The sequence below is a fragment of the Arthrobacter sp. 05N429 genome (assembly GCF_056397045.1).
In genome coordinates, this window is the sequence record NZ_JBFTMQ010000001.1 from 161,357 (window position 1) to 183,926 (window position 22,570).

General features: G+C 68.2%; 19 protein-coding genes. 13 read left to right on the plus strand and 6 right to left on the minus strand.

Features of this window, described 5'->3' with window-relative positions; all coding sequences use genetic code 11:
* Positions 1-25: 25 nt before the first annotated feature.
* From AC1DF4_RS00805 to menD, 4 genes are all read left to right on the plus strand, one after another.
* Positions 26-511, plus strand: coding sequence for a MarR family winged helix-turn-helix transcriptional regulator (locus tag AC1DF4_RS00805; protein ID WP_476911118.1), 486 nt, complete (start codon positions 26-28; stop codon positions 509-511).
* Between the two features lie 97 nt (positions 512-608).
* Entirely contained in the window at positions 609-2,723 is a 2,115-nt protein-coding gene (locus AC1DF4_RS00810; protein ID WP_476911119.1) for a PhoX family protein, read from the plus strand.
* A gap of 234 nt (positions 2,724-2,957) precedes the next feature.
* Positions 2,958-4,733 (plus strand): arginine--tRNA ligase, encoded by a 1,776-nt coding sequence (argS, locus tag AC1DF4_RS00815; protein WP_476911120.1) that lies wholly within the window; start codon positions 2,958-2,960, stop codon positions 4,731-4,733.
* Entirely contained in the window at positions 4,730-6,469 is a 1,740-nt protein-coding gene (gene menD, locus AC1DF4_RS00820) for a 2-succinyl-5-enolpyruvyl-6-hydroxy-3-cyclohexene-1-carboxylic-acid synthase (RefSeq protein ID WP_476911121.1), read from the plus strand. Before argS ends, menD begins: the two co-directional genes overlap by 4 nt.
* Positions 6,470-6,549: 80 nt before the next feature.
* Here the strand turns inward: menD and AC1DF4_RS00825 are convergent, their stop codons facing one another.
* The 4 genes from AC1DF4_RS00825 to AC1DF4_RS00840 form a co-directional block, all read right to left on the minus strand.
* On the minus strand, positions 6,550-7,353 hold the full coding sequence (locus AC1DF4_RS00825) for an amino acid ABC transporter ATP-binding protein (RefSeq protein WP_476911122.1): 804 nt from the start codon (positions 7,351-7,353) through the stop codon (positions 6,550-6,552).
* An 11-nt stretch (positions 7,354-7,364) separates the two neighbouring features.
* Positions 7,365-8,156: an amino acid ABC transporter permease gene (locus AC1DF4_RS00830; RefSeq protein WP_476911123.1), complete on the minus strand. Its 792-nt coding sequence runs from the start codon at positions 8,154-8,156 to the stop codon at positions 7,365-7,367.
* A 94-nt stretch (positions 8,157-8,250) separates the two neighbouring features.
* Entirely contained in the window at positions 8,251-9,054 is an 804-nt protein-coding gene (locus tag AC1DF4_RS00835; protein WP_476911124.1) for an ABC transporter substrate-binding protein, read from the minus strand.
* Positions 9,055-9,227: 173 nt separating this feature from the next.
* Positions 9,228-10,643, minus strand: coding sequence for an isochorismate synthase (locus tag AC1DF4_RS00840; RefSeq protein WP_476911125.1), 1,416 nt, complete (start codon positions 10,641-10,643; stop codon positions 9,228-9,230).
* Between the two features lie 87 nt (positions 10,644-10,730).
* Here AC1DF4_RS00840 and AC1DF4_RS00845 point away from each other — a divergent pair, with 87 nt between their 5' ends.
* From AC1DF4_RS00845 to AC1DF4_RS00860, 4 genes are all read left to right on the plus strand, one after another.
* Positions 10,731-11,516: a demethylmenaquinone methyltransferase gene (locus AC1DF4_RS00845; protein WP_476911126.1), complete on the plus strand. Its 786-nt coding sequence runs from the start codon at positions 10,731-10,733 to the stop codon at positions 11,514-11,516.
* A 12-nt stretch (positions 11,517-11,528) separates the two neighbouring features.
* Positions 11,529-12,917 (plus strand): geranylgeranyl reductase family protein, encoded by a 1,389-nt coding sequence (locus AC1DF4_RS00850; RefSeq protein ID WP_476911127.1) that lies wholly within the window; start codon positions 11,529-11,531, stop codon positions 12,915-12,917.
* Entirely contained in the window at positions 12,914-14,014 is a 1,101-nt protein-coding gene (locus AC1DF4_RS00855; RefSeq protein ID WP_441406712.1) for a polyprenyl synthetase family protein, read from the plus strand. The genes AC1DF4_RS00850 and AC1DF4_RS00855 overlap by 4 nt, the downstream gene beginning before the upstream one ends.
* A gap of 377 nt (positions 14,015-14,391) precedes the next feature.
* Entirely contained in the window at positions 14,392-15,213 is an 822-nt protein-coding gene (locus tag AC1DF4_RS00860) for a DUF559 domain-containing protein (RefSeq protein ID WP_476911128.1), read from the plus strand.
* 115 nt (positions 15,214-15,328) lie between these two features.
* Here AC1DF4_RS00860 and AC1DF4_RS00865 read toward each other — a convergent pair whose 3' ends face one another.
* A complete protein-coding gene (locus tag AC1DF4_RS00865; RefSeq protein ID WP_476863895.1) occupies positions 15,329-15,757 on the minus strand; it encodes a hypothetical protein in 429 nt (142 codons plus the stop codon).
* A gap of 14 nt (positions 15,758-15,771) precedes the next feature.
* Positions 15,772-16,443, minus strand: coding sequence for a trimeric intracellular cation channel family protein (locus AC1DF4_RS00870; protein WP_476911129.1), 672 nt, complete (start codon positions 16,441-16,443; stop codon positions 15,772-15,774).
* Positions 16,444-16,504: 61 nt separating this feature from the next.
* Between AC1DF4_RS00870 and AC1DF4_RS00875 the strand changes: the two genes are divergently transcribed.
* The 5 genes from AC1DF4_RS00875 (at position 16,505) to AC1DF4_RS00895 (ending at position 22,515) form a co-directional block, all read left to right on the plus strand.
* A complete protein-coding gene (locus AC1DF4_RS00875) occupies positions 16,505-17,239 on the plus strand; it encodes a sirohydrochlorin chelatase (protein ID WP_476911130.1) in 735 nt (244 codons plus the stop codon).
* Positions 17,240-17,451: 212 nt separating this feature from the next.
* Positions 17,452-19,200 (plus strand): nitrite/sulfite reductase, encoded by a 1,749-nt coding sequence (locus AC1DF4_RS00880; RefSeq protein WP_476911131.1) that lies wholly within the window; start codon positions 17,452-17,454, stop codon positions 19,198-19,200.
* A complete protein-coding gene (locus tag AC1DF4_RS00885; RefSeq protein ID WP_476911132.1) occupies positions 19,197-19,949 on the plus strand; it encodes a phosphoadenylyl-sulfate reductase in 753 nt (250 codons plus the stop codon). Before AC1DF4_RS00880 ends, AC1DF4_RS00885 begins: the two co-directional genes overlap by 4 nt.
* On the plus strand, positions 19,946-21,082 hold the full coding sequence (gene cysD / locus AC1DF4_RS00890) for a sulfate adenylyltransferase subunit CysD (RefSeq protein ID WP_476911133.1): 1,137 nt from the start codon (positions 19,946-19,948) through the stop codon (positions 21,080-21,082). The genes AC1DF4_RS00885 and cysD overlap by 4 nt, the downstream gene beginning before the upstream one ends.
* A complete protein-coding gene (locus AC1DF4_RS00895; RefSeq protein ID WP_476911134.1) occupies positions 21,082-22,515 on the plus strand; it encodes a sulfate adenylyltransferase subunit 1 in 1,434 nt (477 codons plus the stop codon). Before cysD ends, AC1DF4_RS00895 begins: the two co-directional genes overlap by 1 nt.
* The last annotated feature ends 55 nt before the right edge of the window (positions 22,516-22,570 follow it).

Here is a 22,570-nt window from a genome sequence, read left to right on the forward strand (position 1 = left end):
CTGGGCAAGGAACAAGGAGCTGGACATGGCTGACCAGGCGGGGGCGTCAACGGGGGAAAAGGGCGCACTGCTGCGCATCACCCAGGGCCTGCGACGCGTCGACGTGGGGACGTACGCCCTCAGGATCCGGCTGGCCGAGAAACTGGGCATCGGCACGATCGACATCAATGCGATGGCTTTTGTGGGGGAAGTGGACGGTATGACGCCGAAGGCCCTCGGCAATCTGCTTAACATCACCACCGGATCCGTCACCGCCATGGTGGACCGCCTCGAGTCCAAGGGCTTTATGATCCGCAAGCCCAACCCCACCGACCGGCGCAGCGTGCTCTTGCACCTGAGTCCGGCAGGGACCCATGCGATGCAGTGGGCCACGGAGCACTTCGCCGAAGCTGCCGCGGCCGTCCTCCAGGGGGCGCCCGAAGGCAGCATTTCCGACGTCGCCGGCTTCCTTGAAGGAATCGGCCAGCGGCTGCTTGCCGCCGCCAGCGCGCCGGAACAAACGCGGAGCTGACGGGGAGTTCACCGCGACTTCACTCGGGGGACCCCTCCGCGTATTCCGGGGCTGGAACGGTGGGGAGGCCCGCAACCACCCCGTGGAAGGTCTCTCCATGTCTGTCTCCTCCGGACGCAAATTTTCCCTGCTGCCCATGCTCGGCCACACCAAAGGCAAACGCAGCCCCGTCACCTGCGCGCTGAAGTGCGACAACGCCTGCTCGGGCGAGGTCTGCAACACCAGCTCGAACAGCTACTTCCGCGACATCGCCTCGGCCACGATGTCCCGCCGGACGGCCCTGGGCTTCGGTGCCGCCGGCGCGCTCGCCGTTGCGTTCAGGGGAGTCCTCACCTCGCCCGGGACGGCGGTGGCCGACGGCGGAACGGGCCTTTCCGCGGCAGCCAAGAACGGCTATGGCCCGTCCAAGCTCCGGTTCGACGCCATTGCGCCCGTGGACGCCGCCGTCGACGCTTTCACGGTTCCGGAAGGCTTCGCCTGGCAGCCATTGATCCGCTGGGGTGATCCGATCTTTGACGATGCCCCGGACTTCGACCTCAACAACCAGAGCGCGGCAGCCCAGGCGCGGCAGTTCGGCTACAACAACGACTACACGGACATCCTCGAACTCCCCGGCAGCAAGGGCCGCCGTGCCGTGCTGTTCGCCAACCACGAATACACGAACGAGACCATCATGTTCCCGGCATCGCTGGCCGCCGCTGACGTCCGGGCGATCGGCGCCGCGGCCCACGGGCTCTCCGTCGTTGAGCTGGAGCGCAAAAACAAGAACAAGCCCTGGAGCTACGTCAAGGGCGCAAAGCTCAACCGGCGCTATCTGAACACCACGGCCTACGAGCTCACCGGCCCGGTGGCGGGCTCGCCGCTGGTCCGCACCGCGGCCGATCCGACCGGCCGCACCATTCTCGGGACCCTGGGAAACTGCGCCGGCGGCACCACCCCCTGGGGCACCATCCTCTCCGGCGAGGAGAACTTCAACGGGTACTTCGTCTCGCCCGGCACGTCCGCCGAAGACAAGCGCTACGGGCTCACCAACAAGCCCACGGCCCGCCAGTGGGAACTCGACGACCCGCGCTTCGACACCCGCAACCCCGGCTTCGCCAACGAAGCCAACCGCTTCGGCTGGATCGTGGAGGTCGACCCGTTCGATCCGACGTCGACGCCGAAGAAGCACTCCTCCCTGGGCCGTTTCAAGCACGAGGGCGCCAACGTGATCGTGGCCGAATCCGGCCACGTGGTGGCCTATTCCGGCGACGACGAGCGGTTCGACTACCTCTACAAGTTCGTCTCCGCCGGCAAGTACCGCGAGGGCGACCGCAAGCACAACATGACGCTGCTCTCCGCCGGCGACCTTTACGTTGCCAGGTTCACGGGCAACTCCCCGGTTGCCGAGATCACCGGGACGGGTGCAGTGCCGGCCGACGGCGGCTTCGACGGCACGGGCGAGTGGCTGCCGCTCGTGGTCGGCGGGGAATCCAAGGTGACCGGGATGTCCGTCGAAGAAGTGCTCGTGTACACCCGCGTGGCTGCCGACAAGGCGGGCAAGGTCGATGCGCTGGGCAACAAGCTGGGCCCCACGAAGATGGACCGCTGCGAGGACGTCGAGCCCAGCCTGCACACCGGGAAGGTCTACGTCGCCTGCACCAACAACTCGGACCGCGGCAAGGCCGGCAAGGAAGGCGCCACCGAAATCAACCCCCGCAACGAAAACCGCGACGGCCACGTCGTGGAAATCACCGAGACCGGCGACCAGACCTCCACGAAGTTCACCTGGAACCTGCTGATGGTCTGCGGCGATCCCGCTTCCGGAGACGTGACCTACTTCTCCGGCTTCCCGGCGGACCAGGTCTCGCCCATCTCCTGCCCGGACAACCTCGCGTTCGACTCGGTGGGAAACCTCTGGATCTCCACTGACGGCGCCCCCTCCGGCATCGGCAAGGCCGACGGGCTGTTCAAGGTCACCCTCGACGGCGCCGAGCGGGGACGCGTGGAGCAGTTCCTCGCCGTCCCCCGCGACGGCGAGACCTGCGGGCCGATCATCCACGACCAGGAACGCACGGTGTTCGTCTCCGTGCAGCACCCGGGCGAGGACGGCACCTTCGAGGCCCCGCTGTCCTACTTCCCGGACTACGTTCCGGCCGGGACGACGCCGGCGCGGGGCCAGGCACGCGCCCCGCGCCCCGCCGTCGTCCAGGTCTTCCGCAAGGACGCCTAGCTTCCCGACACTCCCGCACGCCTGGCGGGATCGGGGCCGGCGCTCCCTCACTTTCGGCGGGTTGTTGGTTGACGCTCCCTCACTTCCTCCTGCTCGACGGACGGGAAGTGGGGGAGCGTTCCTTTTGTGGCGGCCAGATCTGCGGGGGCGTTCCGGTTTTTGTCCGCCGGAAGTGAGGGAGCGTCGGGGCGGGGCGGAACTGATAATTTGAACAGTGTGAATAATCCGGCCGAGATGGTTGTCCCCAGAGTCCAGGCAGCAATTGCCAGCGCGTTCGGCGAAGAGTACCGCGGGACGGATCCCGTGGTCCGGCCGTCGCAGTTCGCGGACATCCAGATCAACGCCGCCATGGCGCTGGCCAAGAAGGTGGGCCTGCCGCCGCGGGACGCCGCCGCCAAGATTGTCGATGCCCTCGACCTGGACGGGATCTGCACCGCCGTCGAAATCTCCGGACCCGGCTTCATCAACCTGACCTTCGACGGGACCTGGATCGAAGAGCTGCTCAACGCCGAGTCTCCCGGCGCCCCGGCCGCGGCGGACGCCCAGCGCGTCGTCGTCGACTATTCCTCCCCGAACGTCGCGAAGGAAATGCACGTCGGCCACCTGCGCACCACGGTAGTGGGTGACAGCCTTGTGAAGGTTTTCGAGGCGTTGGGGGACACCGTCATCCGGCAGAACCACATCGGCGACTGGGGCACCCCGTTCGGCATGCTGATCGAGCACTGGCTGGAGATCGGCGAGGACTCCCCGGAAGCGGCACTGCTGGTCGATGACCCCAGTGCGTTCTACCAGGCGGCCCGTGCTAAGTTCGACGCCTCCGCCACCGATGAGGACGGGTTCGCCACACGCGCGCGGCTCCGGGTGGTGGCGCTGCAGGGCGGCGACGCGGAAACCTTCGCCGTCTGGCAGCGGCTCGTGGCCCAGTCCAAACGCTACTTCAACGCCATCTATTCGATGCTGGGCATCAGCCTCACCGACGACCACATCGCCGGCGAAAGCTCCTACGATGCCCATCTGGCACAGCTGTGCCAGGAACTCGAGGACCGCGGCATCGCCCGGATCAGCGACGGCGCCCTGTGCACTTTCCCGGCCGGCTTCACCGGCCGCGACGGCCAGCCGATGCCACTCATCATCCGCAAGTCCGACGGCGGCTACGGTTACGGAACCACGGACCTCGCCACCATCCGGTACCGGGTCCGCGAGCTCGAGGCCAACCGCGTCCTGTATGTGGTGGGCGCCCCGCAGAATGTGCACCTGCGCATGGTCATGGCCACAGCCCGCGACGCCGGCTGGCTGCCGGACACGGTGGAGGCCGTGCACGTGCAGATCGGCAACGTGCTGGGTGAGGACGGGAAGATCCTGAAGTCACGCTCCGGAGCCCCGGTCAAACTGATGGCCCTGCTGGAGGAAGCCGTGGACCGCGCCCGCGCCGTCATCGACGCCAACCGGCCCGAACTCACCGAGGAAGAACGCGCTGCGACCGCCCGGCAGGTGGGCATCGGTGCCGTGAAATACGCCGACCTCTCCGTGGGGCACGACACCGAATACGTCTTCGACTTCGACCGGATGCTGGCCCTGAGCGGCAACACCGGACCCTACGTGCAGTACGCCGCCGCGAGGATCCGTTCGATCCTCCGCAAGGCCGGCGTGCTGGAGGAGCATACCGCCGGGACCGAAGGCGCGGGGACCGAAACTGCCGGGACCGACAGCGACGGCGGCACGCCGGCGACGGTGATCGCCGTCGTCGAACCGGCCGAACGCGCACTGGCCCTGCACCTCCTCGAGTACGGCGCCACACTGCACAAGGTCCGCGAGGCGCTGGAGCCGCACCGGCTGAGCACGTACCTGTTCGAACTCGCCCAGCTCTTCACGTCCTTCTACGACCAGTGCCCCGTGCTGAAATCCGAGGATTCGGTCCGGGAGTCGCGGCTGGCCCTCTGCGCCCTGGTCCTGCGCCGTCTGTCCGAGGGCCTGGACCTGCTCGGCATCGAGACCCCGGAGAACATGTGAGCCCGGGGCGCGGCGAAGGCGGGGATGCCCCGGGCACGGGGGAGCTGAGCGCGCTGGATGCCGCGCGGATCGCGGTCGCCGCCCTGCTGCTCGAGGGGGTGCGCTACGTGGTGGTGGCGCCCGGTTCGCGTTCGGCGCCGATGGCCTACGCCCTGGCCGAGGCCGACGCGGCAGGCCGGGTCGAGCTGCTGGTGCGGATCGACGAGCGGGACGCCGGCTTCACGGCCCTGGGCCTGGCGCTGGCCACGGGGGCGCCCGCGGCCGTGCTCACCACCTCCGGGACCGCCGTCGGCAATCTCCTGCCGGCCGTGATGGAGGCCAACCACGCCGCTGTCCCGCTCGTCGTGATCTCGGCCGACCGTCCCGTCGAACTCCGCGGGACGGGCGCCAACCAGACCACGGTGCAGCTGGATCTCTTCGGTGAGCATGTCCGCTTCGCGGCCGATGTGCCCGCCGGCAGCGACCCGCGGCGCGCGGTCGAGACCGCACTGAGCGCCGCCACCGGCGCCTTCGAGGACACCCCGCCCGGGCCGGTGCAGCTCAACCTGGCCTTCCGCGACCCGCTCGTTCCCGCGCCCGCCGACCGGCTGCCGCCCGAGTCCGGCCGCCGGGTGTACCGCGCGCCCCGGGGTCCGCTGGCCCTCGATTTCCCGCCCGCCTCGTCCGGCCTGCCGGAACGGCGCACCGTGGTCCTGGCAGGGCACGACGCCGGTCCGGTCGCCGAAGCCTTCGCCCGGGCTCACGGCCTGCCCCTGCTTGCCGAGCCGTCCTCCAACGCGCGGTTCGGGCCGAATGCGGTGGGACCGTACCGGATTGTCCTGGATGCGTTCGGCCCCGACTCCGCGCAGCCGATCGAGCGCGTGGTGCTCTTCGGCCGGCCCACCCTCTCACGGCCCGTGAGCGCCCTGCTGGCCCGCGCCGACGTCCCCTCAGCCCTCTACCAGCCAGTGCCCGTGGCCTGGTACGAGCCGGGCCGCCGCACCGAGCTCCCGCTCGACAACCTGGCGGACCTGGCCGACTTCGCCGGCCGCGGCTCCACGGTGTGGCTCGATGCCTGGCTCCTGGCGGGCGCCGCCGCGCAGCACGCCGTCGACGTGGCGTTGGCCGGATCCGAGGCGGCCACGGGGCCCGCCGTCGGCGCCCTGGTCTGGGAACAAACGCGCGGACAGCTCGTGCTCGGCTCCTCCAACGGCATCCGCGACGTGGACCTCGCCGGCGCGCCCGCCGCGGAGCCGGGCGCCGTCGTGTTCGCCAACCGGGGCCTCTCCGGCATCGACGGGACGCTGGCCACGGCCACAGGCATTGCCTTGGGCGGCCGGCAGGAAACCACCGTGCTGCTGGGCGATGTCACCTTCCTGCACGACGCCGGCGGGCTGCTGCTCGGCGCAGGGGAAGAGGAGCCCAACCTGCGGATGGTGGTCCTCAACGACGCCGGCGGGGCCATCTTCGGGCTGCTGGAGCACGGTGCTGTCGAGGCCGCGGGCCGCTACGGAACCGCCGTCGAACGCCTCTTCGGCACCCCGCACAGCGTGAACCTTGCGGCCCTCGCGGCGGCCTACGGTGTGGCGCACCGCCCGGTCAGCACGACGGCGGAGCTCGCCGGGGCGCTGGCGGAACCGTGGGAGGGCCGCAGCATCATCGAGGTGCGGACGGACCGGCGCGGGCTGCGGGAACTGCACATGCGCATCAGGGCCGCCGTGGGCGCGGCGGTGGCCGGAGTCCTCGCCGCGCAGTAGGGATCGGGAATCCGCTACGAAAAAGGACAGCCGCCACGTGGATCCACGTAGCGGCTGTCCGAAATCGGCGCGGAAAGGGATTACTCCGCGATGTCGATGTGCGTCGGGTCGAGGACACGGCGGAGGAATTCCTTGGTGCGGGCATGGGTGGGGGCGCTGATGACCTGCTCGGCCACGCCTTCCTCCACGACAACGCCGCCGTCCATGAACACCACGCGGTCGGCCACTTCGCGGGCGAAGCCCATCTCGTGGGTCACCACAAGCATGGTCATGCCTTCCTTGGCCAGGTTGCGCATGACGGCCAGGACATCGCCTACGGTCTCCGGGTCCAGGGCCGAGGTGGGCTCATCGAACAGCATCAGTTCGGGGTCCATGCTCAGTGCGCGGGCAATGGCCACACGCTGCTGCTGGCCGCCGGAGAGCTGGTCAGGGAAACGGTCGGCGAGGTGCCCGAGGCCCACACGCTCCAGGTTCTTCATGGCCACGGCCGCGGCGTCCTCCTGGCTGCGCTTGAGCACCTTGGTCTGGGCGATGGTGCAGTTCTTCAGCGCGCTCAGGTGCGGGAAGAGGTTGAACTGCTGGAAGACCATGCCCACCTTGCGGCGCATCTTGTCGATGTCCACATCCAGATCGGTTGCCTCGAAGCCGCCGACGTGGACGCTGCCCTCGTTCGGCTGCTCCAGCAGGTTGACGCAGCGGAGCAGGGTGGACTTGCCGGAACCGGACGGGCCGATCAGGCAGACAACCTCGCCGGGCTTCACCTCGAGGCTGATGCCCTTGAGCACTTCGTTGGATCCATAGGACTTGCGGAGGTCCGTGATGGACACGCCGGCGGCCTTGACGGCCCCGCTGCGGTCATTCGCGTTGTGTACGACGTCGTTCATGACTGTCCTGCCTATCGCTTCGTCCGCGCGGAGCGGCTTTCGAACTTCCGGGCCAAGAGGCTCAGCGGGATGGTGATCACCAGGTAGAAGGCGCCGGCGACCAGGAGCGGGGTCAGGCCTGCGCCGAGGCTGGAGATGCCGTCGCGGCCGAACTTCGTGAGCTCGTACTGCGAGGCGGTGAGGCCCAGCACGTAGATGAGCGAGGAGTCCTTGGTCAGCAGGATGACCTCGTTGGTCAGCGGCGGCAGGACGATCCGGAACGCCTGCGGGATGACGATGGAGACCATCGCCCGCCACTGCGGCATTCCGAGCGACCGTGCGGCCTCCATCTGGCCCTTCGGCACGGCCTGCAGGCCGGCGCGGAGGGTTTCGGCAATGTAGGCCGCGGCCACCATGCCGAGCGAGACCATGACCACCACGGCCACGTTCCAGGAAACACCGAAGGCCAGCGGCACGCCGTAGCCGAACGCGATGAAGACCAGCAGGGCCGGGATGCCGCGGAAGAACTCGATGTAGCCGGTGGCCATCCAGCGGTAAAGCGGGAAGGAGGAGAGCTTCATGAGGGCCAGCAGCAGGCCGCCGGACAGGCCCACGATGAAGCCAAGGGCCGTGTAGATCAGGGTGTTCTTGAGGCCCACCAGGATGATGTCCGGGAACATCGGGCCAATCTTGGCGAAGTTGAAGACGCTGTTGCTGATGGTCTCCCAGTCCGTGGCCAGGATCAGGGCGATCACGGCCACCACAAAGATTCCGGCCTGGACGTACAGGCTGACTCTGGCTCGTTGACGTGCGGTCATTGCCATGGTGCTCTCACATTCGTTTTGCGCAGTTGAGGCCCCGTACGGACTGTCGTCCAGCGGTACGGGGCCCCAACTGCGTCGGTCTCAGGCCGGGGTGTTACTTGGCGGCTTCGCCGAACCAGGTGGTCTCAAACTTCTTCAGGGTGCCGTCGTCCACCAGGCGCTTGAGCGTGCTGTTGACCTGGGTGGCCATGGCGGTGTTGCCCTTCTTGATGGAGATGCCGAGCTGTTCGCCAGTGGTGAAGTTCTCCACGCGCTTGAACTTGGTATCGTCCTTGACGGCGTAGGCGAGGACGGACTGGTTGCCCAGGGCGGCGTCGATGGTGCCGGCCTGCAGCGCCTGGACCAGGAGGCCCGTGTCCTCGAACTGCTGGGCGTCGAGGCCCTTCTCTGCGGCGAACTTGGCGCCGGTGGTCGCCTGCTGGACGCCCACCTTCTTGCCCTTGGCGCTTTCAAGGTCCGTGATCCCGGAAGCCTCGCTGGCCACCAGGGTCAGGTCATCGTCCATGTACGGGCTGGAGAAGTCCATGACCGACTTGCGGGTGTCCGTGATGGAAACCGAGGAGATCGAGACGTCGCACTGGGTCAGGGCGGTACCGGTCTCGATGGCCTCGAAGGAGCTGTCCACAACGCTGAGTTCGGCCTTAAGGTCCTTGGCCACCTCCGCTGCGATATCCATGTCGAAGCCGACGATCTTGCCGTCCTTCTGGAATTCGAAGGGCTCGTAGGGCACGTCCGAGCAAACGGTCAGCTTGCCGGGGTTGATGAGCTGCACACCGCCCTCAGAGGAGGCTGCGGGGGTGGAACTGCCGCCACAGGCCGTGAGCGTGAGAGCGCCGACGGCGAGGATTGCGGCTGCCTTGGCGGACAACTTTGCCGTGGCGAGGGACTTGAGCTGCATGGTTTCTTCCCTTTTGTTGCAGGTTATTGCAGGAGCAGGCGTGACTTAATCGGCTTATAGTGTATCGCCGAAAACGAGATGTGCATCACAGGAAACTTTGTTTCACCATTGGATAACTATTGTCGAGACTAGCGCAAGGTCCCGCTGGTCCGCAGTGTCTCTTATCCCGGACTCTAGCTGTTGATGCCGAGGGACTCCAGCATCGGCCGGAACTTCGCCCAGGTCTCGGCGAGCTCGGCTTCGGGTACGGAGCCCTCGACGACGCCGCAGCCGGCGTACAGCCGCACCGTCTCCGGGGATTCGATGACGGCGCCGCGCAGCGCGATGCCCCATTCCCCGTTGCCGGCGGCGTCCAGCCAGCCGACCGGCCCGGCGTAAGGCCCGCGGTCCAGGTGCTCCAGCTTGCGGATCAGGGCGCCCGCCACGGTGGTCGGTGTGCCGCAGACCGCCGCCGTGGGATGCAGGGCGTTGATGAGGGCGAGGCACGTGGGCACATGGCCCTCGACCTCGGTCAGCTCGGCCTTCACGTCCGAGGCGAGGTGCCAGACGTTGGGGAGCTCCAGGATGAAGGGTTCGCTGTGCGCGTTCATCGCCTCCGAGAACGGCGCCAGCTGGGTGGTCAGCGACTGGATGGCGATGTCGTGCTCGTGCCGCTGCTTCTCGGACCCCGCCAGCACCCGTTCGGCGAACTCCAGCGGCGAGCCCGCCATGCCGTCGGCGTCGCGGCGGTCCAGTGTGCCGGCCAGGACGCGGGCCTGGGCGGTGCGCCCCTCCACCTGGATCAGCATCTCCGGAGTGGCGCCCACCAGCCCATCGACGCCGTAGGTCCAGCATTCGCGGTACCGGGCGGACAGTTCGCGCAGCACCTGTGCGGCATTGACGCCGGTGGGGAGGGTGGCCACGATGTCCCGCGCCAGCACCAGCTTCTCGAGGGCGCCGGCCCGGATCTCTTCGACGCCGGCGGCGACGGCGGCCATCCAGTCTTGCTCGCTCAGCGACCCGGTGTGCAGCGTTGCCCCGGCAGCCAGCGGCAGGGGGCGGACGACGGCGCGGCCTGCCTGCGCGGCACCGGCACCTGCGCCGGCTTCCGACGTCGGGCCGTCCGCTACGGTGCCGCCCGCACCAGCGCGGGCACCGGCACCGCCGCTGCCAAGCCAGCGGTCCAGTGCGGCGCGGGCGCCCGCTGCGGTGAGTTCGACGTCGTCGAACGTCAGCTGGGTGAGCCAGGCCTGGCCGCCACGGAGCCCCACGACGATTTCGGGGACGATCAGCCGCGACTCATGCTTGGAGGCTTTCGAGAAGGCGAAGGATCCGAAGGCGACCGGGCCGGTGCCGGGCCATTCCACGGCGTTCTCGATCTCGGCTTCAAGGACCAGGTGGCGCCACCAGATGTCCGCCTCGAGGAAGCGCTCGGGTCCTGTGGCGGTGAAGCGGGCCACCTCGCCGAAGCCGACCAGGCCCGCTTCGCGGCGGGTCCAGCAGAGAAGGTCGTCGCGGACCAGAAACGACGGCAGCCCCCCGGGGAATGATTCTGCATCGAGGGGGACTGTCAGTGTCCTGATAATTCTGGTACGAAGCGCGCTGGTCATAGTGAGACTAACCCTACTCCCGACCCGCCTAAGGCCCTGCTCAGGGCGTGGTTCGTGGGTGTGCCGAACATTTGAGACAATGGCAGGGTGAACCGAGCATCCTTGGATAAGCGTCCGGACGAAGTAGCCACGATGTTTGACGACGTCGCCCCCAAATACGACGTCGTCAACGATGTCCTGTCGATGGGGCAGACGCGGCGTTGGCGCAAGGTTGTGGTCGAAGCCATGGATGTGAAGGCGGGCCAGCGGGTGCTCGACCTCGCGGCCGGCACGGGCACCTCCAGCGAACCGTATGCCGACGCCGGCATCGACGTGATCGCCTGCGACTTCTCGCTCGGCATGCTCAAGGTCGGCAAGCGCCGCCGCCCCGACATCGATTTCATCGCCGGTGACGCCACCCGTCTGCCGTTCGCGGACAACACCTTCGATGCCAGCACCATCTCCTTTGGCCTGCGCAACGTCAACGAGCCGAAGAAAGCCCTCGCCGAGATGCTGCGGGTCACCAAGCCCGGCGGCAAGCTGGTCATCGCCGAGTTCTCCCAGCCCGTGGTGCCGCTGTGGCGCACCATGTACACCGAATACCTCATGCGCGCGCTGCCCGCGATCGCCGTCAAGGTCTCCTCAAACCCGGATGCCTACGTCTACCTCGCCGAATCCATCCGTGCCTGGCCGGATCAGGACCACCTCGCGGCCTGGCTGCAGGAGGCCGGCTGGGAGAGCGTCACTTACCGCAACCTCAGCGGCGGCATCGTCGCCGTGCACCGTGCCGTGAAGCCCGGAACGGAGCCCGGCCCCGCCGCAGGCGCCGCAGCCCTGGCCGCCCACACCGGACCGGTGGCGAAGCTGCGCCGCAACACCCGGCCCGCGCGTTAGTTCGTCGCTGCCGTGAAAGTACTGATCGTCGGAGCCGGTCCGGCCGGGTCCACTGCCGCCTACTACCTGGCCCAGGCAGGCATCGACGTCACGGTGCTGGAAAAGACCAGCTTTCCCCGTGAAAAGGTCTGCGGCGACGGACTCACCCCCCGCGCCGTCCGCGAGATCCAGAAGCTCGGCCTGCGGCACCCCGAAGCCGAGGGCTGGCGCCGCAACAAGGGCCTGCGCCTGCTGGCCGGCGGCCGCAGCATCGAACTTCCCTGGCCCGAGGTCTCCGATTTCCCGCAATACGGGCTGATCCGGACCAGGCTCGGCTTCGACGAGGAACTGGCGGAGCACGCCCGGTCCGCGGGCGCCGTCGTGCTGGAACGCCACAGCGTCACCGAGGCGCTGCGCTCCGACGACGGCCGCGTCACCGGGGTCCGGGCCGCGCTGCTCGACGACGCCGGGCGAAAGACCGGCGAAACCCGCGACTTTCCCGCCGACGTCGTCCTCGCCGCGGACGGCAACTCGACCCGTACCGCGGTCTCGCTCGGCATCCGGAAGCGCGACGACCGGCCGCTCGGCGTCGCCGTCCGCACCTACTTCACCAGCCCGCGGCACGACGACGACTGGATGGAAGGCTGGCTGGAACTCCCCGGCCGCGACGGCAAGCTGCTGCCCGGCTACGGCTGGGTCTTCGGAGTCGGCGACGGTACTTCCAACGTGGGCCTCGGCATCCTGAACTCCTCCAAGGAATTCGGCAAGCTGGATTACAAGCAGGTCCTGCGCGAATGGACCGCCGGCATGCCCGCCGACTGGGGCTTCACCCCGGAGAACCAGGTGGGCGAGATCCGCGGCGCCGCACTGCCCATGGGCTTCAACCGCACCCCACACTACTCGCCCGGGCTGCTGCTGCTCGGCGATGCCGGCGGCATGGTCTCTCCGTTCAACGGCGAGGGCATCTCCTACGCCATGGAGTCCGCCCGCTTTGCAGCCGAGTTCATCATCGATGCGTCGTCCGGTTCCGCATCTCTTTCCGCGTCCGGTCTTTCCGCGTCCCGCGGGTGGAGCGTTTCCGACGCCGATGCCCGGCTTGCGGGGTACGCGGACTACGTGCGGGACCAGTGGGGGTCGCACTTCACCCTGGGACGCGCCTTCGCCGCCCTGATCGGGAAGCCGGCCGTGATGAAACTGGCTCTCCGGACGGGCATGCCCATTCCCGTGCTCATGCGGTTCGTGGTGCGGCTGCTGGCCAACCTGACCGATCCCGCGGCCAAGGGCTTCGAGGACCGCGTCATCCGGGTCCTGGAATCGCTGGTCCCGGCGACGTCCAACCAGGGCCCGCCCGGCACGCACGGCACTTCGCACTCCAGCGCCAACTCCGCGGATTCCGCAACAAAAGTTAGGGTTAACCCGTGACCAACTCTGCAGACCAAAGCTGGACGCACGCCGGACACGGCCTGCCGAGCTCTGAGCCCGACCTCAACACCACCGCCATCGCCACCGGATTGCAGCTGCCGGCCGGCTTCGCCGCGATCGCGGGGGACCCCGAGCTCGGGCCCGCCATCACCACCAACCTGGCCCGGGTGGAGAAGAAGCTCCGCGAGGCGATTGCCAACTCGGATCCGCTGGCGGACGCTACCTCGCGCCACCTCGTGGAAGCCGGCGGCAAGCGCATCCGCCCCCTCCTGACCCTGCTCTGCGCCCACCTGGGCGACGCCTCGCTGCCCGCCGTGGTGCAGGCTGCCGTCGTCGTTGAACTGACGCATCTGGCGACGCTCTATCACGACGACGTGATGGACTCCGCGCCGTTCCGCCGCGGCGCCCCCACGGCGCACGAGGTCTGGGGGAACTCCGTCGCTGTGCTGACCGGCGACCTGATTTTTGCCCGGGCTTCCATCCTGGTTTCCGAACTCGGCTCCCGGGCCTTGGGCATCCAGGCACGCACGTTCGAGCGGCTGTGCCTGGGCCAGCTGCACGAAACCGTGGGGCCGCGCCCGGACGAGGATCCGGTGGAACACTACCTGTCCGTCATCGCCGACAAGACCGGCTCGCTGGTGGCGGCCTCCGGACAGCTCGGCGCGATCTTCTCCGGCGCCGATGAAGCCTACGAGCCGATGCTGGTCGAGTACGGCGAAAAGGTGGGCGTTGCCTTCCAGCTCGCCGACGACGTCATCGACGTCACCGGCGTCAAGGTCAAGTCCGGCAAGTCCCCGGGCACCGACCTGCGCGAGGGTGTGCCGACGCTGCCCGTGCTGCTGCTGCGCAACGCCGCCCGCGACGGGGACCTGACCGCCGTCGAACTCCTGAAGCTCATCGACGGTGACCTCAGCTCCGATGAGGCCCTCGCGGCCGCGGTCGCCGGCCTGCGGGAGCACCCGGTCACGGCCGAATCCTGGGTGGTGGCCCGCGCTTGGGCCGATGAGGCGATTGCCGCCCTCGCACCGCTGCCCGAGGGAGTGGTGAAGGACTCGCTGACCAACTTCGCGCTGGCCGTGGTGGACCGCGCCAGCTGATATTTGCGTCCGGCTGTACGCTGGCGGGGCTGCCAGTCTTAAACGGAATGGCCCCGGTTCCTCACAACGTTTCGAGCATCCGTTGTGCGGAACCGGGGCCATTTCTCCGTTCGCATCAGATCCACCGGAGGCATTTAGTGAACCCATGACTGAGCTTATGACAGAAATGTCACGCTGTCTAGGCTGGCTGTAAATTGATTGTCACGGGTCTTCGTGGGTGGTTGGCGGAGTCTCCTCACCTTTGACCCGGGCCAAGCCTGAAACCGGGGCGGCGCGCTGTACCGCCGCTCCAAAGTTGGGGAGTGCCGGCGGCGGACTGGTCCACATAGGCGTTGCGGCGCCTGTCGCTCTGTCGAGTACCGGACTGTGCTGGGTGCATGGACCTCACCAGTTACCTGAAATACGCCGGTTCCGTGGCCCGGACGGGGACGCTGTTGCAGGCAGGCTTCTCTGAACGGACTATCCGTAATGCCGTGTCAGCAGGGGAAATCGTGCGGCTGCGCCATGGAATCGTGACACTGGCGGACGCAGCTCCTGACCTGGTTGCGGCGGTGTTGGCCAATGGACTGCTGTGTTGCGCGTCGGCGGCGCCGCACCAAGGGCTGTGGCGGCTCCACGCACCCGAGCGGCTTCATCTCCTTTGTCGGCACGGGTCCGCAGCCGGCGTCGTAATCCACCGCGGCAGCTTGGTGCCGCCGGAGCTTCCCCGTCCTGTTGCCGGGCTGACGGACACCCTGCTCCATGCTCTGCGGTGCCTTCCCCCGATGGAAGCCGCGGTGATGGTGGAAAGCGCCCTGTTGCAGGGGCGTACGACGCTGGACTACTTGGGGCAGCGGCTGCCGGGAAACCGGAACGGTGCCGCCCGCGCGTTTCTTGAGCTGGTCGATGGTTCGGCGGACTCGGCGATTGAAGTCGTTGCCAGGCTGTTGTTCAGGGACCAGGGCATCTACACGCAGACGCAAGTGGAGCTGCCCGGGATTGGCCGTGTGGACTTTCTGCTTGAGGGGTTCCTGATCGTGGAGATTGACGGAAGCACCCATCTGGAGCCCGCTCAGGTGAAGAAGGACAGGCGGCGAAACAACGCCAGCACCCTTACGGGGTACGCAGTACTCCGGTATGGGTACCAAGATGTGGTCCACAACCCGCAGAAAGTCATCGATGAGGTGTGGCAGGTACTGCGCGGCCGAGTCATCCGCTGAATTTCCCCAAGTACGAACTTCCGACGGCGCAGATTTCCGGCGGTTCGGCCCTACACCCCGGTGAAGGCTACCAAACATGGGGAGAATCGGCGGACGGGGAGGAGCGGACCCTGCGCTAGTCCTCGTCCTCGTCGTTGAACGCCCACTCGAACATGTCGAAGACGAACTCGGAGAAGGTTCCTTCCTCGCTCTTCCACTGGGCGCGGGCGTTGTTGCGGCGGTACACGATCGGGTCCGGAACGCTGAGGTCGCCTACCCGGAAGCCCCAGGTGAACTGTTCTTCCTCGTCCTCGAGGAACATGAGGAAGCCTTCGTCGTCGACTTCGAGCTCTTCAGGGTCCCAGAAGTAGTGGTACGCCTCCATGATGTCCTCGCAGCCGCCGACCGCGAGGTAGAACTCCCGCAATGCCAGCGGGACCTGGAACTGGTGCTCGGCGAGGGCCGCATCCAGCTCGTCGGCCGGGAGGCCATCCTCTTCCTGCCATTCGTCTTCGAGATACTTCGGAACAAGCGCGCGGAACTTCTCGAGGAACATGTCAGTCATGGTTCTTATCCTAGCTAATCCTTGGTCCCGCCATCCCCAGTGGCCAGGCCGAGCCGGTGCCAGCCACGGACCGCCAGCGGAACGTGCCACTTGCGCCGCCACGCAGTCACGCGGAAGGCGAAAACGATGGCAGCCACGGCACCCGCGGTGACCGCGTTGAAGGTGCCGGTGACGGAAAGCAGCACCGTCAGGGCCGCCCCCGCAAACGCTGGCAGCGCATACAGATCCTTCGGGTCGAACAGCTGCGGCACCTCATTGGCGGTGATGTCCCGGAGCAGGCCGCCGCCCACCGCCGTCGTGACCCCTAGGAGTACGGCCGCAATCGGGTTCATCCCCGCCTCCAGCGCTTTGAGGGACCCGGTGATGCAGAACAGTGCCAGCCCGCCGGCGTCGAACAGGACCAGCAGGGAGGTGAAGCGCTGGACGCTGGAGAACAGGAAATACACCAGCACCGTGGCGAGCAGCGGCGGGGCCAGATAAGCCGGATTGGTGAAGGCCGTGGGCGGGCCCGCGTTGATAATGATGTCGCGGATGACGCCGCCGCCCAGGCTGACCACCGAGGCCAGCAGCAGGGAGCCGATGATGTCGAACTGCTTCCGGGCCGCGAGCAGGGACCCTGACACCGCGAAGAAGAAGACGCCGGCCAGGTCCAGCCAGATCAGGACAGCGCTAAAGGAAAAAGTCATGGAGCGTCCCGGTCGAATCTCAAGGGGCGGATGGGGCGGCTCCAAGGTTACGCTAACGGCTATGAATAGCCCCATCCTGATCGCCTGCGCCCACGGTACCTCCAGCACCGAGGGCGCTGCCGAAGTCAATGCCCTTCGCGCCGGGATCGCGGCGCTGCGGCCGGGGCTGGACGTCCGCGAGGCCTACGTCGACGTCCAGGACCCTGAACTGCCGGGCGTCGTGGAGGGCCTCCCCGCGGGGGAAAGCGCTGTGGTCGTCCCGCTGCTGCTCAGCGTCGGCTACCACGTCAAGGTGGACATTGCCCGTGCCGTCAAGAGCCGGCCGGACACCCGCGCCGCCGCTCCGCTCGGGCCCGATCCGCGGCTCGCGGCGCTGCTGGACCAGCGGCTCCGGGAAGCCGGCGTGACCGACAACGACGCCGTGATCCTCGCCGCTGCCGGTTCCTCCGACCCCACCGCCGCGCACAACGTCGAGGAACTCGCGGGCCAGCTCCGCGCCCTGCGTTCCAACCGGATCGTGGCAGCGTACGGCGCGTCCGCTAAGCCTTCGGTCCCCGACGCCGTGGCCATGCTCCGCGAGGAAGCCGCCGGGGGCGCCGGGGCGGGGGAGTCCGCCGGCGCTGTCGATCTGGGCGGCCGCGTGGTCATCGCCGCCTACCTCCTGGCCCCCGGCTTCTTCCACGACCAGCTCGCCAAAGCTGGCGCGGACCTCGTCACCGCCGCGCTGCTGCCGTCCCCGGTGCTCGCCGAAATCGCGCTGGAACGCTACGACGCCGCCCTCGCGGCCGGCGCCTGAACACCCGCGCGGCGGGCGCCTGAACCCCCGCGCGGCGGGCGCCGTCGTCCGGCCGGGAAGGGCCTGGCGCCACGCCCGGGAAAGACCCGGACCATGCACAGGAGCCCCGCCACTTCAAGGCTCGCCGATGCTTCGTGACGATTTATTGCCCTAGGTGACCTCGCGTTTCCGACCCTTTGTGACGGCATTACAGCCACCCCTACAGTCGATCCATGACTGATACAGCTCTAGCCGGAGCGTCCCCGGACCAGGCTGCCCCAGGCCGCACCAAGCGCCCCACCTCCCGCCCCGCCGCAAAGCCGCACGGGCAGTGGAAAGTGGACGGCACCGCCCCGCTGAACGCCAACGAAACCTGGAAGCAGGAGGACAACGGCCTCAACGTCCGCGAGCGTATCGAGTCCGTCTACTCCAAGCATGGCTTCGACTCGATCGACGGCACCGACCTGCACGGCCGCTTCCGCTGGTGGGGCCTCTACACCCAGCGCAAACCCGGGATCGACGGCGGCAAGACCGCCACGCTCGAGCCGCACGAGCTCGAGGACAAGTACTTTATGCTGCGCGTCCGGATCGACGGCGGCGCCCTCACCACCGAGCAGCTGCGCGTCATCGGCCAGATCTCCGTCGACTTCGCCCGCGACTCGGCGGACCTCACCGACCGCCAGAACATCCAGCTGCACTGGATCCGGGTCGAGGACGTGCCGGAAATCTGGCGCCGGCTCGAGTCGGTGGACCTGTCCACCACTGAAGCCTGCGGCGACGTCCCCCGCGTCATCCTCGGCTCCCCGGTCGCCGGCATCGCCAAGGACGAGATCATCGACCCCACGCCGCTGATCCACGAGCTCGCCGAGCGGTTCATCGGCGATCCTGAACTGGCCAACCTGCCGCGCAAATTCAAGACCGCCATCACCGGCCACCCCAGCCAGGACGTGGTCCACGAGATCAACGACGTCGCCCTGGTGGGCCTGGTCCACCCCGAATTTGGCGTCGGCTACGACCTCTGGGTGGGCGGCGCGCTCTCCACCAACCCCATGCTGGGCAAGCGCCTCGGCGCCTTCGTCCGCCCCGACCAGGCCGCCGACGTGTGGCTCGGCGTCACCAGCATCTTCCGCGACTACGGCTACCGGCGCATGCGCACCAAAGCCCGCCTGAAGTTCCTGCTGGCCGACTGGGGTCCCGTGAAGTTCCGCCAGGTCCTCGAGGACGAATATCTCGGCTACAAGCTCGACGACGGCCCGGCCGCACCCAAGCCCTCCACCCCGGGTGACCACATCGGCGTGCACGAGCAGAAGGACGGCAAGTTCTTCATCGGCGCCACGCCGCTCGCCGGACGGCTCTCCGGGAGCCAGCTCGTCAAGCTCGCGGACACGCTGGAGGCCCGCGGATCCCAGCGGCTGCGCACCACCCCGCACCAGAAGCTGGTGGTCCTCGACGTGCCCAAGGACGACGTGGAGCCGCTCGTGGCCGAACTCGACGCCCTGGGCCTCTCCGCCCGGCCGTCCGTGTTCCGCCGCGGCACCATCGCCTGCACCGGGATCGAATACTGCAAGCTGGCCATCGTCGAAACCAAGGTCACGGCCGCCACCGCCGTCGCCGAGCTGGAACGCCGCCTCGCCGACCTCGTCGAAACCAAGCAGCTCCCGCAGGCGCTCTCGCTGCACATCAACGGCTGCCCCAACTCCTGCGCCCGGATCCAGACCGCGGACATCGGCCTCAAGGGCATGATGCTTCCCACGCCCAACGGCGATCCCACCCCGGGTTTCCAGGTCCACCTCGGCGGCGGGCTCGCGTCCGACAGCCGTGAGGAGGCAGGCCTGGGGCGGACCGTCCGCGGCCTGAAGGTCACGGCCGGGGAGCTGCCCGACTACGTGGAACGCGTGGTCCGGAAGTTCGTCGCCGACCGCTCCGAAGGCCAAAGCTTCGCCGAGTGGGCGTTCGCCGCCGAAGAGGGTGAACTGCAGTGACCGACGTTCAGCCGCCGGGGGCGGCATCGCCTGCCAACTGCCCTGTCGCACTCCGCACCCACGACGAGCTGAAGGCCCTCGCCGAGGCCGGCGCCGCCGAGCTTGGCTGGGACGCCCCGGCCCGCGAGGTGATCGCCTGGGTGGCGCGCAACTTCGATCTCCCGGCCGTAGCCGTCGCCTGCTCCATGGCCGACGCTGTCCTTCCGGCGCTTGTCGCGGACCAGCTCCCCGGCGTCGACGTCCTGTTCCTGGAGACCGGCTACCACTTCCCGGAAACCCACACAACCCGCGACGAGGTCGCCGCGAATCTGCACGTCAACGTCGTCGACGTGCTCCCGGAGAACACCGTGGAGCAGCAGGACCGGCTCCTCGGCAAGGACCTCTTCGCCCGCGACCCCGCCCAGTGCTGCGCGCTGCGCAAGGTGGCCCCGCTGCGCCGCACCCTGGCCGGTTACGAACTCTGGTTCACCGGCGTCCGCCGCGACGAGGCCCCCACCCGCACCAACACCCCGCTGGTCACCTGGGACGAAACCAACGGCCTGGTCAAGGTCAACCCGGTCGCGGCCTGGAACTTCGACCAGCTGGTGCAGTACTCCGACGACAACCTCCTTCCCGTCAACCCGCTGCTTTCACAGGGCTACCCGTCCATTGGCTGCCAGCCCTGCACCCGCAAGGTAGCGCCCGGCGATGACCCCCGCGCCGGACGCTGGGCAGGAACCGACAAGACAGAATGCGGACTACACGTATGAGCAACTTGAGCACGACGACGGCCGGCTACGCCTCCACAGCAGATGCCGCCCCCGCCCCTGCGCCGCGCGGCATCCGTCCTTCGGACGATGCGCGCGGCTCCGACAGCGGCAGCGGCCTTCCCAACGCTCGCAAGCTCGCGTCGGGTCCCTCGGCCGATGCCTTGGATGCCACTCCCGGGGCGGCATCTGCTGCTCCGGCTCTGCGGTCGGCTCGCCTGAGTTCTGCGGCTCCGCGCGCGGCCCGCCTGTCGTCTTTGGATACTTTGGAATCGGAAGCGATCCATATCATCCGTGAGGTGGTTGCGGAGTTTGAGAAGCCGGCGCTGCTGTTTTCTGGCGGCAAGGATTCTGTGGTGATGCTGCATCTGGCCACCAAGGCGTTTTGGCCGGGGAAGGTGCCGTTCCCGGTGCTGCATGTGGATACCGGGCACAACTTTCCGGAGGTTATCGACTTCCGCGACCGGACTGTGGAGCGGCTGGGGCTTAAGCTCGTCGTCGGCTCCGTGCAGGAGTTCATTGACTCCGGCGAGCTGGCCGAGCGTGCCGACGGCACACGCAACCCGCTGCAGACCGTGCCGCTGCTGGACGCGATCCAGCGCAACAAGTTCGACGCCGTCTTCGGCGGCGGCCGCCGGGACGAGGACAAGGCCCGGGCCAAAGAACGCATCCTGAGCCTGCGCGACGAATTCGGCCAGTGGGACCCGCGCAACCAGCGGCCCGAGCTGTGGAACCTCTACAACGGCCGGCATACCGTGGGCCAGCACGTCCGGGCGTTCCCGATCAGCAACTGGACCGAGCTCGACGTCTGGCGCTACATCGAGCGCGAAGGCATCGAGCTGCCCGGCCTCTACTACGCACACGACCGTGAGGTCTTTGCCCGCGACGGCATGTGGCGCGCGGTGGGCGAGGTCTCCCAGCCGCGCGAGGACGAGCAGGTCATCACCAAGACCGTGCGCTACCGGACCGTCGGCGACATGTCCTGCACCGGCGCCGTCGAATCGGCCGCCGCCACCGTGCGCGACGTCGTGATTGAAGTTGCTGCCTCCACCATCACCGAACGTGGCGCCACCCGGGCCGATGACCGCATCTCCGAGGCCGCCATGGAAGACCGCAAGAAGGACGGCTATTTCTAATGAGCACCGACATCGACACCTCCCGCGCGGCCGTCCTGCTGGACGAGGCACCCCTGGCGCATGCGTCCCTGTTCCGCTTCGCCACCGCAGGCTCCGTCGACGACGGCAAGTCCACGCTGGTGGGCCGGCTCCTGCACGACTCCAAGGCGATCCTCGCCGACCAGCTCGACGCCGTCGCCCGCACCTCGTCGGACCGCGGCTTCGGCGGCGAAGGGGCCACCGGCACAAAAGCGATCGACCTCGCCCTGCTGACCGACGGCCTGCGCGCGGAGCGCGAGCAGGGCATCACCATCGACGTCGCCTACCGCTACTTCGCCACGGACCGCCGCAGCTTTATCCTCGCGGACTGCCCCGGGCACGTGCAGTACACCAAGAACACGGTGACCGGCGCGTCCACCGCGGACGCCGTCGTCGTGCTCATCGACGCCCGCAAGGGTGTCCTGGAGCAGACCCGCCGGCACCTTTCCGTGCTGCAGCTGCTGCGCGTGGCGCACGTGATTGTCGCCGTGAACAAGATCGACCTCGTCGACTTCAGCGAGGATATGTTCCGCGGGATCGAGGCCGACGTACAGAAAGTCGGGCGCGAGCTCGGACTCGGCGCGGATGGAATCGCCGATCTGCTGGTCATCCCCGTGTCCGCGCTCGACGGCGACAACGTCGTGGACCGCTCGGACCGCACGCCCTGGTACGACGGCCCGGCCCTGCTCGAAGTCCTCGAGACGCTGCCCGCCGCGGACGAACTCGAAAGCCACCTGGAGAGCTTCCGCTTCCCGGTGCAGCTTGTGGTCCGGCCGCAGGGCGCACTGGCGCCCGATGCCGTCGCCGGCGGGCTCGACGTCGAAGGCTACCGGGACTACCGCGCCTACGCGGGCCAGATCACCGAAGGCTCCGTGAAGGTGGGGGACCAAGTCAGCGTCCTGACCCCGGGCCAGGCGCCCCGCACCACCACCGTCACCGGGATCGACTTCGCGGGCCGCGAGCTCACCGAGGCCGTGGCCCCGCAGTCTGTGGCCCTGCGCCTTGCCGAGGAATTCGACGTCGCACGAGGGGACACGATCGCAGCGGCGGGCACTATCCGGGAGTCTTCGGCAGACCTGTACGCCGCACTGTGCTGGCTGTCGCCGAAGCCGCTCCGCGAAGGCGCCAAAGTTCTGGTCAAGCACGGCACCCGCACGGTCCAGGCCCTGGTCCGGAACGTGACCGGAAAGCTTGACCTCGCCAACTTCCAGCTGGAACCCACCTCCACGCTGGAACTCAACGACATCGGCCACGCCCAGCTGCGGCTCGCGGCCCCGCTGCCGCTGGAGAACTACCTGCACCACCGCCGCACCGGCGCGTTCCTGGTGATCGACCCGCTGGACGGCAACACCCTCGCCGCCGGCCTCGTCAAGGACCACCCCGGAGACCACGAGGACGAGCGCTACTCGATCTGATCCCTGACTCTCCGCCCAGACTCTCCGCGAGGTCGCCGGAAACGCTCGAGGTCGC

Coding starts and splice junctions, on each gene's coding strand:
- AC1DF4_RS00835 (WP_476911124.1), bottom strand. CDS start 9,054: ATGCAGCTCAAGTCCCTCGCCACGGCAAAGTTGTCCGCCAAGGCAGCC.
- AC1DF4_RS00895 (WP_476911134.1), top strand. CDS start 21,082: ATGAGCACCGACATCGACACCTCCCGCGCGGCCGTCCTGCTGGACGAG.
- AC1DF4_RS00875 (WP_476911130.1), top strand. CDS start 16,505: ATGAATAGCCCCATCCTGATCGCCTGCGCCCACGGTACCTCCAGCACC.
- AC1DF4_RS00860 (WP_476911128.1), top strand. CDS start 14,392: ATGGACCTCACCAGTTACCTGAAATACGCCGGTTCCGTGGCCCGGACG.
- argS (WP_476911120.1), top strand. CDS start 2,958: ATGGTTGTCCCCAGAGTCCAGGCAGCAATTGCCAGCGCGTTCGGCGAA.
- AC1DF4_RS00870 (WP_476911129.1), bottom strand. CDS start 16,443: ATGACTTTTTCCTTTAGCGCTGTCCTGATCTGGCTGGACCTGGCCGGC.
- cysD (WP_476911133.1), top strand. CDS start 19,946: ATGAGCAACTTGAGCACGACGACGGCCGGCTACGCCTCCACAGCAGAT.
- AC1DF4_RS00810 (WP_476911119.1), top strand. CDS start 609: ATGTCTGTCTCCTCCGGACGCAAATTTTCCCTGCTGCCCATGCTCGGC.
- AC1DF4_RS00825 (WP_476911122.1), bottom strand. CDS start 7,353: ATGAACGACGTCGTACACAACGCGAATGACCGCAGCGGGGCCGTCAAG.
- AC1DF4_RS00840 (WP_476911125.1), bottom strand. CDS start 10,643: ATGACCAGCGCGCTTCGTACCAGAATTATCAGGACACTGACAGTCCCC.
- AC1DF4_RS00830 (WP_476911123.1), bottom strand. CDS start 8,156: ATGGCAATGACCGCACGTCAACGAGCCAGAGTCAGCCTGTACGTCCAG.
- AC1DF4_RS00880 (WP_476911131.1), top strand. CDS start 17,452: ATGACTGATACAGCTCTAGCCGGAGCGTCCCCGGACCAGGCTGCCCCA.
- AC1DF4_RS00865 (WP_476863895.1), bottom strand. CDS start 15,757: ATGACTGACATGTTCCTCGAGAAGTTCCGCGCGCTTGTTCCGAAGTAT.
- AC1DF4_RS00805 (WP_476911118.1), top strand. CDS start 26: ATGGCTGACCAGGCGGGGGCGTCAACGGGGGAAAAGGGCGCACTGCTG.